Annotated in this window: 12 protein-coding genes and 1 pseudogene; 10 read left to right on the top strand and 3 right to left on the bottom strand. The window is 71.4% G+C overall.

The window, feature by feature from the left end:
- Nucleotides 1-165: 165 nt before the first annotated feature.
- From ACSC1Q_RS28060 to phoH2, 10 genes and pseudogenes are all read left to right on the top strand, one after another.
- Nucleotides 166-1,965, top strand: coding sequence for a phosphoenolpyruvate carboxykinase (GTP) (locus tag ACSC1Q_RS28060; RefSeq protein WP_436761677.1), 1,800 nt, complete (start codon nt 166-168; stop codon nt 1,963-1,965).
- A gap of 305 nt (nt 1,966-2,270) precedes the next feature.
- A complete protein-coding gene (locus ACSC1Q_RS28055) occupies nt 2,271-3,251 on the top strand; it encodes a TIGR04222 domain-containing membrane protein (protein ID WP_436761676.1) in 981 nt (326 codons plus the stop codon).
- Nucleotides 3,252-3,409: 158 nt separating this feature from the next.
- On the top strand, nt 3,410-4,225 hold the full coding sequence (locus tag ACSC1Q_RS28050; protein WP_436761675.1) for an MbnB/TglH/ChrH family RiPP precursor modification enzyme: 816 nt from the start codon (nt 3,410-3,412) through the stop codon (nt 4,223-4,225).
- The gene (locus ACSC1Q_RS28045; protein WP_436761674.1) at nt 4,218-4,916 is read left to right on the top strand and encodes an SCO6045 C-terminal-like domain-containing protein; all 699 of its coding nucleotides are present in this window, start codon (nt 4,218-4,220) and stop codon (nt 4,914-4,916) included. The genes ACSC1Q_RS28050 and ACSC1Q_RS28045 overlap by 8 nt, the downstream gene beginning before the upstream one ends.
- Before the next feature lie 230 nt (nt 4,917-5,146).
- On the top strand, nt 5,147-5,932 hold the full coding sequence (locus tag ACSC1Q_RS28040; protein ID WP_436761673.1) for a TIGR04222 domain-containing membrane protein: 786 nt from the start codon (nt 5,147-5,149) through the stop codon (nt 5,930-5,932).
- Nucleotides 5,933-6,057: 125 nt separating this feature from the next.
- Nucleotides 6,058-6,375: pseudogene (locus tag ACSC1Q_RS43370) on the top strand (DUF7064 domain-containing protein); the annotation flags it as partial.
- A 92-nt stretch (nt 6,376-6,467) separates the two neighbouring features.
- A complete protein-coding gene (locus tag ACSC1Q_RS28035) occupies nt 6,468-7,061 on the top strand; it encodes a DUF7064 domain-containing protein (protein WP_436761672.1) in 594 nt (197 codons plus the stop codon).
- Nucleotides 7,062-7,173: 112 nt separating this feature from the next.
- Entirely contained in the window at nt 7,174-7,626 is a 453-nt protein-coding gene (locus ACSC1Q_RS28030) for a hypothetical protein (RefSeq protein ID WP_436761671.1), read from the top strand.
- A 79-nt stretch (nt 7,627-7,705) separates the two neighbouring features.
- Nucleotides 7,706-8,473 carry an isoprenyl transferase gene (locus ACSC1Q_RS28025; protein WP_344750149.1) on the top strand — a complete coding sequence of 256 codons (768 nt, stop codon included), beginning with the start codon at nt 7,706-7,708 and terminating at the stop codon, nt 8,471-8,473.
- Between the two features lie 221 nt (nt 8,474-8,694).
- A complete protein-coding gene (gene phoH2 / locus ACSC1Q_RS28020; RefSeq protein WP_350971862.1) occupies nt 8,695-10,038 on the top strand; it encodes an RNA 5'-3' helicase PhoH2 in 1,344 nt (447 codons plus the stop codon).
- 131 nt (nt 10,039-10,169) lie between these two features.
- Here phoH2 and ACSC1Q_RS28015 read toward each other — a convergent pair whose 3' ends face one another.
- From ACSC1Q_RS28015 to ACSC1Q_RS28005, 3 genes are read right to left on the bottom strand one after another with little or no spacing between them, the layout of a single operon-like run.
- Complete coding sequence (locus ACSC1Q_RS28015; RefSeq protein WP_436761670.1) at nt 10,170-10,817, bottom strand: hypothetical protein; 648 nt, start codon at nt 10,815-10,817, stop codon at nt 10,170-10,172.
- On the bottom strand, nt 10,814-12,235 hold the full coding sequence (locus tag ACSC1Q_RS28010) for an ATP-binding protein (RefSeq protein WP_436761791.1): 1,422 nt from the start codon (nt 12,233-12,235) through the stop codon (nt 10,814-10,816). Before ACSC1Q_RS28010 ends, ACSC1Q_RS28015 begins: the two co-directional genes overlap by 4 nt.
- Before the next feature lie 5 nt (nt 12,236-12,240).
- The gene (locus ACSC1Q_RS28005; protein WP_436761669.1) at nt 12,241-12,915 is read right to left on the bottom strand and encodes a response regulator; all 675 of its coding nucleotides are present in this window, start codon (nt 12,913-12,915) and stop codon (nt 12,241-12,243) included.
- Nucleotides 12,916-13,293: the final 378 nt, after the last annotated feature.

The following is a 13,293-nucleotide window of genomic DNA, read 5'->3' as shown; positions in this document are numbered from 1 at the left end:
TTCAAAAGCTTACGTTTCCTGCCAGGGCATACGTGGCCGGAGACGTCGGAGCCGGAGCGTCGTGACGCGTGATCACACTAATTCACTGGTCTATGCCAATTGGATTGGGCGCGGTCCGTTCGTCAATGATGTTTTGGCCCCGAGAAGTGCAAAGGAGCCCCAGTAGTGTCCGTTACCGCAGATGTCACCACCGTCAGCCCGACCAGCCACGAGGAGCTCGCCGGGTGGGTCAAGGAGATCGCCGATCTGACCCGGCCGGACCGGATCGAATGGTGCGACGGCTCCGAGGCCGAGTGGACCCGCCTGACGAACCTGCTGGTCGAGCGGGGCACGTTCACCCGCCTGTCCAAGCGGCAGAACAGCTTCCACGCCACCTCCGATCCCGGCGACGTCGCCAGGGTCGAGGACCGGACCTACATCTGCTCCGAGCGCGAGGAGGACGCGGGACCGACCAACAACTGGATCGCCCCCGCCGAGATGCGCCGTACCTTCGGTGAGATCTTCGCGGGCGGCATGCGCGGCCGGACGATGTACGTGGTGCCGTTCTGCATGGGCCCCCTGGGCGGTGAGATCTCCCAGCTCGGCGTGGAGATCACCGACTCGCCGTACGTGGTCGTGTCGATGCGCGTCATGACCCGCATGGGCGACGAGGCCCTGCGGCTCATCGAGGAGCGCGGCGGCTACGTCAAGGCCGTCCACTCGGTCGGCGCCCCGCTGGAGCCCGGCCAGGACGACGTGCCGTGGCCGTGCAACCCCACCAAGTACATCAGCCACTTCCCCGAGACCCGCGAGATCTGGTCCTACGGCTCCGGGTACGGCGGCAACGCCCTGCTCGGCAAGAAGTGCTACGCCCTGCGCGTCGCGAGCACGATGGCCCGCGACGAGGGCTGGCTGGCCGAGCACATGCTCATCCTCAAGATCACCCCGCCGGAGGGGGAGACGCGTTACATCGCGGCGGCCTTCCCGAGCGCCTGCGGGAAGACGAACCTCGCCATGCTCCAGCCGACCCTTCCCGGCTGGAAGGTCGAGACGATCGGCGACGACATCGCCTGGATGCGCTTCGGCGACGACGGGCGGCTGCGCGCCATCAACCCCGAGGCGGGTTTCTTCGGAGTCGCCCCCGGAACCGGTGAGTCCACCAACGCCAACGCGATCAGGACGCTCTGGGGCAACAGCATCTTCACCAACGTCGCCCTCACCGACGACGGCGACGTGTGGTGGGAGGGGCTCACCGACCGGCCCCCGGCGCGCCTGACCGACTGGAAGGGCCGCGCCTGGACGCCGGACTCCGGCGAGCCCGCCGCGCACCCCAACGCCCGCTTCACGGTCCCGGCCGCGCAGTGCCCGACGATCGCCCCCGAGTGGCAGGACCCCGAGGGGGTGCCGATCTCCGCGATCCTGTTCGGCGGGCGCCGGGCCAGCGCGGTCCCCCTGGTGACGGAGTCGACGAGCTGGCGGCACGGCGTCTTCGTGGGGGCCAACATCGCCTCGGAGAAGACCGCCGCCGCCGAGGGCAAGGTCGGCGAGCTGCGCCGCGACCCGTTCGCGATGCTGCCCTTCTGCGGCTACAACATGGGCGACTACTTCGCCCACTGGCTCAGGATCGGCCGGCGCGAGAACGCCCGCCTGCCGCGCGTCTACTACGTGAACTGGTTCCGCAAGGACGACGAGGGCAGGTTCATCTGGCCCGGCTTCGGCGAGAACACTCGCGTGCTCAAGTGGATCGTCGACCGCCTCAACGGCCGGGCGGAGGCGGTACGGACCCCCATCGGCCTGCTCCCCGCCGAGCTCGACACCGAGGGCCTCGACGTCTCCGACGAGGACATGCGGACGCTGCTCAGCGTCGACGAGGACATCTGGCGGCAGGAGGCGGCGCTCATGCCCGCCTTCTTCGAGACCTTCGGCGACCGCATGCCCCGGGAGCTGTGGGAGGAGTACGAGGCCCTCGTCGCCCGCCTGGGCTGAGTGGTTCCGCCCGGCTGAGCGTGCCCGGCCTGGGCCGGGGGTCGGGCTGGGTACCGGGTCGGTGATCGGGCCGGGTACCGGGCCGGGGCGTGGACCCTCAAGCGCGGGATCCAGGGCGTGGGGAAGGCGCGACCGAGGTCATCGGCCCGGTCGCGACGGGGCAGGTAACCCGCGTTTCGCCTGGTGACCGACATCTCACCGGGTCGCCGTCGAAGTCGGGCGAAACTTCTGCCAGGCTGTGCGCGTCTACCTGGGTACACGGGACGTCACTCCCGCGACCCACCTTTCCCCCCAAGGAGGCGGACATGGGGTTCTCGCTGTTCGTCATCGCCTGCGTCGTCGGCCTGGTCATCCTCTCCACGATCGTCTCGCTGCACCGCGAGCACCGCCGGGTGCGCTCGGCCATGATCGGCCACTACGGCGGGCCGCCGAACCCGTACGAGCTCGCCTATCTCTCCGGAGGGCCGCGCCGCGTGATCAACACCGCGCTCGGCCTGCTGGCCAGGGCCGGGGCGATCCGGATCTCGCGAGGCGGTCAGGCCAGCCTGGTCGCCGGGGCCCAGCCGTCTCCCGACCCGATCGAGTACGCCGTCATGGAGTCGCTCCACCGGCGCGGAGGCTCGGCTCCGGTGAGCGAGGTCCGCCGCGCGGTGGCCGAGGGGCCGAGCGTCGACGGCCTGCGCTACCGGCTGCTGGGGCTCGGCCTGCTCGTGCCCGAGGGCGCGCTCGACCACGCGCAGGCGCTGCTGAGCCGGCTCCAGATCGCCTCGATCATCGAGGTGATCGTCGTGGCGGGCATCCTGCTCGCGGGGGCCACCGGGGGACTCGGCACCTTCGCGCTGCTGGTGGGCCTGGTCTCGGTGGTCGGCGGTTTCTCCGTCCACACGCGGCAGAAGCGGGCCCTGCGCGACGTCCTGAGCCACGCCGGTCACGAGGCGCTCGCCTCCGCCCGCCGGACCTACGTGCGGGGCGCTCGCCCTCTCACACCTGATCTGGCCTTCGCCGTCGGCATTCCCGTCGCCCTGTACGGCCTGAGCGAGCTCAACGAGCCCGGCCTGGAGGAGGAGCTCCAGCGTCAGACCGCGAGCAGTGCGAGCAGCTGCGCCTCGGGTGCCTGCGGCGGCGGTTCCGGCTCGGGCGACGCCTCGTCCTTCGGCGGCGGCGGTGACTTCGGCTCCGGCGGCTGGGGTGACTCCGGCGGGTCGAGCGACGGTGGCGGGTCGAGCGACGGCGGTGGCGGGTCCAGCTGTGGCGGAGGGTGCGGCGGTGGCGGCTGCGGTGGGTGAGCGGCACCCGGCCCCGGCTCTGACCACGGCCCCGGCCACGGCCACGGCCCCGGCCCCGGCCCCGGTGCTGGGGGCGGCCGGGGTCCCCGGGGCTTCCGGGGCCTCCGGAGGGGCGGTGGTGGCCCGGCGGCGGGCGGGTCTGGGCGGGGGTGTCCTCGATGGCGGCTGAGTTCCCGGCGCTGGGGGTGGGCATCGGCTGGCGGCCGGAGATCGACCTGACCGTGGAGCGGCTGCCCGGGGTCGACTTCGTCGAGGTCGTCGCCGAGAACGTCCACCCCGACCGGCTTCCCGAGTCGCTGCGGGTGCTCCGCGCCCGCGGGGTTCCGGTGATCCCGCACGGTGTCGGGCTGGGCGTCGGTGGTGCCGAGCCCCCCGACCCGCGGCGGCTGGCGCACCTGGCCGACTGCGCCCGCGCCCTGGACGCGCCGCTGGTCAGCGAGCACCTCGCCTTCGTACGGGCGGGCGGGATGGAGGCCGGGCACCTGCTTCCGGTGCCGCGCACCCGGGCCGCGCTCTCCGTCGTCGCCGAGAACGTACGGCGGGCGCAGGACGCGCTTCCCGTGCCGCTGGCCCTGGAGAACGTCGCGGCCCTGTTCGGCTGGCCGGAGGACGAGATGACCGAGGCCGCCTTCCTCGGCGAGCTGGTGGAGATGACCGGCGTCGGGCTCCTGATCGACGTGGCGAACCTCTACACGAACCAGGTCAACCTGGGCCTGTCGGCCACCGAGGCGCTGGACGGCCTCCCGCTGTCCGAGCTGGCCTACGTCCACGTCGCCGGAGGCCACTCCCACCAGGGGGTGTGGCACGACACCCACACCGCCCACGTCCCGCAGGACGTGCTGGACATCCTCTCCGAGCTGTGCGCCCGGGTCGATCCGCCCGGTGTGCTGCTCGAATGGGACGACGACTATCCCAGCGACGGCGCCCTGGAGGGGGAGCTGGGCCGGATCCGCGGCGCGATGGCCCGTGCCTGACGACACGGCCCGCGACGCGGTGCCCGGGGGCGCCACCGGCCGGGTGCGGGAGACAGGCGGCCACGAGGGCGGGGAAGCCCTCGCAGGGGACCGGGAGGCCGCCCCGGGGAGGGCGGCGGGAGAAGCGCCGGAAGCCGTCAGGGGACGAGAAGCCGCCGGGGAGGCATTGGCGGTCGCCCGGAGGCGGGAAGCCGCGAGAGAGGCTCTGGAAGTCCGCGAGGGGCGGGAGGGCGTCCGGGAGCCGGAGACCGGGGGCGCGGCGCGTGAGGTGCCGGCCGGGGCTCAGGCCGGTCTCACGCCCGGGGGCGTTCAGGGCTCCGGTGGGGGTTCGGCGCGGGAGGCGCTGGCCAGGGCCCAGGAGGCCCTGGTGGCGGCCCTGGTGGCCGGGGAGGAGGCGCCACGGGGGTTCGACCGGGAGCGGCTGCGGATCCAGGAGTCCAGCCTGATCTCCAAACGGCGCAGGACGGTGGCCAGGCTGCGGCCCGACCTGGCCGCGCTGCTCGGAGACGGCTTCGCCGGGGAGTTCGACGCGTACGCGAGAGGCCGTCCCAAGCCGCCGGGCGGCTCCCACGCCGACGCCCGTGACTTCGCCGACCGCCTCCGCGCGGCGGGACGGCTGCCGGAGGAGCCCGTGACTCCCGAGCCCGGTCCCGCGCCCCGCGGATGGTCGCTCTTCGGCAGACGCCGCTGAACCCCGCGCCCTGAACCGGGTGCTCCGAACGGAGCGCGTCGACCCGGCCGTCACCGACCCGGCCGTCGTCGGACAGGGTGCGTCGAACCGGTTGCGCCGAACCGGGTGCCCTGAGCCGGGCGCTCCACGTCAGGCGGCGGGCCGGATCCGGTGTCGCCGAAACTTCTGGTCGTCCCCGTTCGTCAACTGGGTAGTGAACCTCAGGCAGGGACGTCATCCCGGAGGCCGTCATGCAGACCTTACAGATCGTCGTCGTGGTGGTTCTCGCGCTCCTGGCGGTGGCCGGGCTGATCGCGCTGCGCCTGGCCGTGCGTCCCTCACGTGTCTACGAGGGGCCCGAGCTGACGCCGTACGAGCTGGCGCTGCTCGCGGGCGGCCGGTCCCGGGTGGTCGACACCGCGCTGGCCTCGCTGACCGGGGGCGGGGTGGTCAGGGCGCAGCGCGGCGGGTGGCTGACGCGGGTGTCGGGCCAGGTCGGCGTGCTCACCCAGCCGGTGCAGACCGAGGTCCTCGACCGGCTCGGTGGGCCGGAGGGCGGGGCGCCGGTCTGGGCGGTCAGGAACAGGGTGGCCCAGGGGGCCGCGGTGACCGTGCTGATCGCGCGCCTGAGGGACCTGGGGCTGATCGACGCGCCCGGTTCCGGCCGGGCCGACCCCACCCACCCCAACCGTGCCGGTAAGACCGCGCTGGCCCACTACCGCCTGCGCCACCGCGAGGACAGGTCCCTGCCGCCCCGCGCGGGCGGTCATGTCGACCACGACGAGCTGAACATCATGGGCGTCGCCCTGCACGGCCTGAAGCAGTGGGAGGAGGGGGCGCTGGCTGCCATCCTGTCCATGGACGGCCCGCCACCGCCCCCCGCGCTGCGCCGAGGCTCCTCCCGTTCCTCCCGGCGTAGCTCCTCCGACGCCTCGGCGGGCGCCTACTACGGGGGTTGCGGCGCGGGCGGGGGCGGTTCCGACTCCGGCTCGGGCTCCAGTTGCGGGGGCGGGGGCGGCTGCGGCGGCAGCTCCTGAGAGCCCTGTCCGGCCGGGGCGCGGTCGGTTAGGTTGGGCCGACACATGACGACACATGACGACACGCACCGGCCGGTGCGCGCCGGCCGACACGTGCCGACACATGATCGGGCGCCTGCATCGGAGTGACCGTGGGAAAGTTCGTCGATCACGCGACCTGGCCGTTGCGGCCCGAGGACGAGGGGCCGCACCCGGCGGGCCCCGAGCCGCTGTGGGGCGAGTCCGTCTATCTCGACTTCGCGGCCGAGGACGGCTCGCTCGCCGGTTACGTCCGGCTCGGCCTGTATCCCAACTGGAACCGCGCCTGGTACTGGGCGTGCCTGGTCGGCAGGGACCGGCCCACGGTGCTGCTGGCCGACCACCACGTCCCGCTCTCCGTCCCCGGCCCTCCCGAGCCGGACGGGGCCGGGACGCGTCCCGGCGTCCACGCGGTGCGCGGCGAGGGTTTTCACGCAATCCACGACGTGACGGCCCCCATGCGGTCCTTCCGGGTGACCCTCGACGCCGGGGCGGCGGCGTCCTGGACGACCCCGCCATGGCGTACGGGGACCTGGGGAGCGCCGGGACGACCTCGCTCGCGTTCGACCTGGAGTGGCGGAGCGGCGGCGCCCCGTACCCCTACCGCTTCATGTCGCGGTACGAGATCCCCTGCGAGGTCGCGGGGACGATCGGGGTCGGCGGGGGCGCGGAGATCGCCTTCTCCGGGTACGGCGAGCGCGACCACAGCTGGGGGGAGCGCGACTGGTGGGGGTTGTCGTGGCTGTGGAGCTCGGGGCGGCTCGACGACGGCACGTTCTTCCACGGCATGCGGGCCAACGTCGGCTTCGAGATGCCCTGGCCGTGCTTCACGGTCCCGCCCGGCGGTGAGACCGAGGAGCACGAGGGCTTCACCGCGGCGAGCGAGTTCGGCGAGGACGGTTTCCCGTCCGGAGCGCGGCTGGAGGTGCCCGGACTGCCGATGACGGCCGTCCCGGTCGCCTTCGCCCCGGTCGCCTTGACGTCCCCCGACGGGGAGGTCGCCCGCTTCCCGCGCGCCCTGTGCCGGTTCGCGGCCGAGGACGGGCGATCCGGGTACGGCTGGACCGAATGGCATCAGCCGCCCGGCTGGCGGGGACATGGATGGCGTTGATCGTGTTTTGGCGGACTGGGCCGGGGATACCCTCTCTGAGGTGGGGGGACTGCGTTGTCTTGATGGTTCTTATCTGACCGTTACGCCGGTGGCGTGCCGTGACAGTGTCGGCATGCCGTACGAGATCACCCTGCAGCTGCACCGCGACGGCGCGCTGTACGGGACGGTGGGCGAGCGGTGCGGATGGTTCCTCACCCGGCTGGCGCGGGGGGTGGCCGAGGCGCGGGCGGGCCACGAGACCCGGTGGCCCGACCCCGACGACCGCTTCCCCGACGACACGGAACTGTTCGCCTTTCGTTACCGGGCCAGGAACGGTGTCGTCGGCGGTGGCGAACTCCGCTGCCAGCTGCGGACCATCCCGGTCTGGGTCCCGGGGCGGCGGGGGCCCGGCGGGGAGTGGCGGCTCACCAGAAGGGCTTTCCTGGAGGCCTGGGGCGGCAGCGGGGTGGGGATGCGCGCCATTCTGACATCCTCTGAGCTGGGCGTTTTCGTGGAGGCGCTCGTCGCGGAGGCCGAGGACTGCCTGGGGGCCCGCAAGCCGGGCAAGCCCGCCAGATCCCTGTAGAGGGGGCGGAGGGGTCCGCGGGGCGGCGATAATTGCCTGTCAGTGCCAATTCGTGGCGGGTGCTGGGGGAGGGGCTTCAATGGGCGTGCGCGATCTCGTCTACCGGGTGTACGAACGCAGGCTTGAGGCGAAGCTGTCCCGTCAGAGGGAGATGGCTCCCCGGCACGTCGGCGTGATCGTCGACGGCAACCGGCGCTGGGCGCGCTCGATGGGCATCGACGACGTGAGCCGCGGGCATCGCAAGGGCGCCGACAAGATCTCGGAGCTGCTCGGCTGGTGCCGCGAGGCCGGTGTCGAGGTCGTCACCGTGTGGCTGCTGTCGAGCGACAACATCAACCGTTCCAAGGACGAGCTGGACCTCCTGATGAAGATCATCGAGGACGTCGTCCAGGAGCTCGTGGCCGACGGATGGCACATCAAGCCCATGGGCGCGCTTGATCTTCTGCCCGATCACACGGCCCGGGTGCTCAAAAACGCAAAAGAAGCGACATCACATCGTCCCGGTTTGATTGTGAACGTTGCTGTTGGGTATGGAGGAAGGCGTGAGATCGCTGATGCGGTGCGCTCCCTTCTCCAGGAGCACGCGAGCAAGGGCGCGAGTATCGAGGACCTTGTCGAGGTCCTCGATGTCGAGCACATCGCGGAGCATCTCTACACGCGCGGCCAGCCCGATCCGGATCTGGTCATCCGGACCTCGGGAGAGCAGCGGCTCTCCGGCTTCCTGCTCTGGCAGAGCGCTCACTCCGAATTCTACTTCTGCGAGGCCTACTGGCCTGACTTCCGCAGGGTCGACTTCTTGCGGGCTCTCCGCTCCTACGCCGCGCGACACCGCAGGTACGGTTCCTGAAACTCCACATGAACGACCCCTTTCGGTCAGTCTTAAGCAGTTGGAAGTCGGGCATTCAGGACGTACCGTAAGAAGTAGGAGAGCACAGCTCACCTACGCCGGAGAGGGCCCGCCTTTGCGTCACGACCTGCTGAGGAGGGCCGGTCAACGGTCCCTGCTCGACGTTCTCGTGAGCGGGCCCGGGGCCGGTCCGCATCCCAGCTCATGGCAGGGCGCCGTCCATGGCGCCCGGGGGAGAACGCGTGGCAAACCCTTCGTCCTCACCCACGTCGCCGGCAGTGCAGCGGCGCACGTACGTCCTGGACACCTCGGTGCTCCTGGCGGATCCAACGGCGATGAGCCGTTTCGCCGAGCACGAGGTCGTCATCCCGATCGTCGTCATCACCGAGTTGGAGGGCAAACGCCATCATCCAGAGCTCGGATACTTCGCGCGTAAGGCGCTAAGGTCCCTCGACGAACTCCGGGTGACACACGGACGGCTGGACGAGCCCATGCCGATCGGCGAGGGCACCATCCGGGTCGAGCTCAACCACAGTGACCCGTCCATCCTGCCCGTCGGGTTCCGGCTCGGCGACAACGACACCCGCATCCTGACCGTGGCGAAGACCCTCGCCGCGGAGGGCAACGACGTGGTTCTGGTCTCCAAGGATCTGCCGATGCGGGTGAAGGCCGCCTCCATCGGGCTCGCCGCGGACGAATACCGCGCCGAACTCGTGGTGGAGTCCGGCTGGACCGGCATGGACGAGCTCCAGGTGACCTCGGAGGACGTCGAGACCCTCTTCGAGCACGGTACGGCCGACCTGGCCGACGCCCGTGACCTGCCCACCCACACGGGTCTGCGCCTGCTGTCGAGCAGGGGCTCCGCGCTGGGCCGGGTGCTGCCCGACAAGTCGGTGCGGCTGGTGCGCGGCGACCGCGAGGTGTTCGGCCTGCACGGCCGTTCCGCCGAGCAGCGGATCGCGCTCGACCTCCTGATGGATCCCGAGGTCGGCATCGTCTCGCTGGGCGGCCGGGCGGGCACCGGAAAGTCCGCGCTCGCCCTGTGCGCGGGCCTGGAGGCGGTCCTGGAGCGCCGCCAGCACCGCAAGGTCATCGTCTTCCGTCCCCTGTACGCCGTGGGCGGCCAGGAGCTGGGTTACCTGCCCGGTTCCGAGAACGAGAAGATGGGCCCGTGGGCGCAGGCGGTCTACGACACCCTGGGCGCGGTCACCACGCCCGAGGTGATCGAGGAGGTCATGGACCGGGGCATGCTGGAGGTGCTCCCGCTCACCCACATCCGCGGCCGGTCGCTCCACGACGCCTTCGTCATCGTGGACGAGGCGCAGTCGCTGGAGCGCGGGGTGCTGCTCACCGTGCTGAGCCGCATCGGCGCCAACTCCCGGGTCGTGCTCACCCACGACATCGCGCAGCGCGACAACCTGCGGGTGGGCCGCCACGACGGCGTCGTGGCGGTGGTGGAGAAGCTCAAGGGGCACCCGCTGTTCGCGCACGTCACCCTGACCCGCTCGGAGCGCTCGCCGATCGCGGCGCTGGTCACCGAGATGCTGGAGGACATCACGATGTGACGGGCGTCCGAACGCCACCGCCGGAGCGCGGTCGCGGGTGCCGTACGAGCACCCGCGACCGCGCTCCGCGCGTCACAGGCTCCGGGCCTCTCCGGGCCTCTTCATGCCTCTGGGCCCGCACGCGGAGGCCCTCAGGGGGGCAGCCGCACCCCGGGCGCCGCGAGGTTGCGGTACTCGAAGCAGCCGCGGTCGCCCATCGTCTCCGGGGTGCCGGGGAAGAGGCGGGTGACCTCGACGCTCCAGATGCTCTCCTGCTTGTTCTGCCGGATGGTGCAGGTGATCTGGGCGAGGGCCTGCTCGGTGACCTTGCCCTCGCCCGTGATGATCACGTTCAGCCGGTAGCCCAGGTTGTCGTCCGGCTCGTTGCGCTGGTCGGTGTTGTCCGAGTAGCGGGTCGTCTTGGTGTCGTAGTGGCTGAAGTCGTTGAGCGCGCTGGTCAGTCCCGCCTTCGGCGGCTGCTTCCCGGCCCGGAACAGGGTGTCGATGATGTTCTTGGCCGAGTCGGAGACCACCGGGACCTTGACGGGCTCCAGCCGGTTGTCGCGGAGCAGATAGACCGTCACCCACGTGGGGCTGTAGCTGATCACCGGCGGGCGGCCGTAGTCCTGGACGTCGGTCGGGGAGATGCCGCAGCCGCAGAGCACCAGGGCCGCGACGAGGGCGACCAGAACGTACGGGCGGGTGAGCCGTCTCCCGCGAGGGCGGGCGGCGTACGGGCCGGTGGGCCGTCTCCCGGCGAGGACGTACGGGCGGGTGGGCCGTCTCGTGGGCCGTCTCATGCCGGGGGGAGCCAGACCGTGAAGAGGGTGCCCGGCCGCTGCGCGCGGACCGAGATCGTGCCCCCGTGCAGTTGCGCGTTGGCCCGCGCGATGGACAGGCCGAGCCCGCTGCCGTCTCCCCGGGCGCCTGCCTTGTAGAAACGGTTGAACACGAAGGGCAGGTCCTTCGCCGGGATGCCCTTGCCGTGGTCGCGCACCTTCACCTCCAGGCCGTTCGGTGTGCTGCGGGCGGTCACCATCACCGGGAGCTCGCCGTGGCGCAGGGCGTTGCCCACCAGGTTGGCCACGATGACGTCGAAGCGCCGGGGGTCGACGGAGAAGGCCAGCCCCTCGGGGACGTTCACCCGTACCTGGTCCGACCAGCCGCGCATCTCCAGGCAGTCGCAGACCACGTCGACGATGTTCACGGTGTCCACGTTCAGCGTGGCCGTCCCCGAGTCGAACCGGCTCGCCTCGATGAGCTGCTCGATCAGGGTCCGCAGCCGCGCTATCTCGCGCAGCACCAGCCGTACGGCCGCCGCGGGCTCGGGCGGCAGCCGGTCGGCCTCCTCGGAGAGCATGTCGGTGACCGCGGTCATCGCGGTCAGCGGCGTCCTGAGCTCGTGGGAGACGTCGGCGACGAAGCGGCGGGACATCGCCTCCAGCGCGCGCAGCTCGGTGACGCTCCGCTCCAGGGCGGCGGCGGTGTCGTTGAACGTGGCGGTGAGCTCGGCGAGCTCGTCCTGGCCGTGTACGGGCAGGCGGGTGTCGAGGTGGCCGGCGCCGAGCGCGCGGGCCGCCGAGCCGAGCCGCCTGACCGGCAGCAGGAGCTGCCGGGCCGACACCAGTCCCAGGGAGAGCGCGATGATCAGCATGGCGACGCCGGCGACGGCGAGCGGCTGCCGCAGGCCGCTCAGCAGCCGTTCCTCCTCGATGAGGGGGACGAACACGAAGACGGTCATCCCGGTGGGCTGGGCGGTGTGGATGGGCTCGATCCGCCAGACGGGGGTGCCGATGAGCAGCCACATGTCGCCGCCGATGGTCATGCGCTTGGCGACCAGCCGCTGGGTGGCCCTGGCGGCGAGGTCGCCGGGGACGTTCTTGGGGCCGAAGTCGCCGTCGGGGTAGGGGTAGTTCTCGTAGCGGACCACCACCCTGCCGCCCTGGGGGCGCAGGCTCCTCTGCAGCGCGCTGATCTCCTCGTCGGTCGGCGGGCTGTCTCCCGGCCAGAGCGCGCCGACGGGCAGCCTGCTGCCCTCCAGGATGTCGCGCACCTCGCTCACGGCCACGTGCTCGGCCCGCCTGATCATGCTGTTCTTGACGAACTCGTAGCCGATCACCGCGACGACCGCGGAGGCGGTGACGGCGATCAGGGTGAAGGTGATCACCAGGCGCCCGCGCAGGCCGGTGTACATCCGCCGCGTCGAGGGCGGGAACATCCGCTTCACGGCGGGCTGAACCGGTAGCCGAATCCCCGTACCGTGTGGATGAACTCGGGCTCGGCGGGGACCGCCTCGATCTTGGCGCGGACCCGCTGGACGCAGGCGTCGACCAGCCTGGAGTCGGCGACGTGGGTGTGGTCCCAGACGGCCCGCAGCAGGTATCTGCGGTTGAGCACCTGGCCGGGGTGGCGGACGAGTTCGAGCAGGAGCCGCAGCTCCGTGGGGGTGAGGTGGACCTCGCGACCGCCCAGCGCCACCTTGAGCGCGCCCCGGTCGATGACCAGGTCGCCGAAGGTGATGCGGTCGGAGGCGACCGACTCCATCCGGCGCAGGACGGCGCGGATGCGGGCGTCCAGCACCCGGGGCTCGACCGGCTTGACCACGTAGTCGTCGGCCCCCGCCTCCAGCCCCACGACCACGTCGAGGTCGTCGCCCCTGGCGGTGAGGAGGATCACCGGCAGCTGGTCGAGCCTGCGGATGCGGCGGCACACCTCGACGCCGTCGATGCCGGGCAGCATGACGTCCAGGATGGCGATCTCGGGGCGTCGGGACCTGATGTGCTCAAGGGCCTCCTCGCCACTGGCGTACGAGGTGACGGAGTGGCCCTGCCGGGTGAGCGCGAGCTCCAGCCCGGTACGGACCGAGGGGTCGTCTTCGACGAGGAGGATGCCTGCCACCGGGTAATCATTCTCCCAAGGCTCGGATGGATCTGCTGGGTCACAAAACCCAGACATAAGGCAAACAGTACCTGAATGAGGTGGTCAGACCACGATTCGGGCAGTTTCATGATCGCCAAAGGGGTCCGGATGGCCTCGTACGGTAAAATGTGAGCAAAATCACTCCCAAGCTTTTCTCGCCGGGAAAGTGCTCGTGGCCTGGCGGTTAGGTCGTGGGAAACCCCGGCGGGCCCGGCCGGACGCGTACCGGCGCCGACCAACTCCGCCGTTCCGGTTGCGGACCACCCCCCTCCGCACGGCAAGCTCATAGGTCGTGAGTCCAGGATCACAGCAACTGAAGGAACGCTCGGCGCCCCGCGCCCGCCGCTCGAACCGCAG

This window comes from Streptosporangium heterodermiicola (genome assembly GCF_051390675.1).
GTDB lineage: Bacteria > Actinomycetota > Actinomycetes > Streptosporangiales > Streptosporangiaceae > Streptosporangium.
This window is presented reverse-complemented; position numbering and strand designations above follow the sequence as displayed.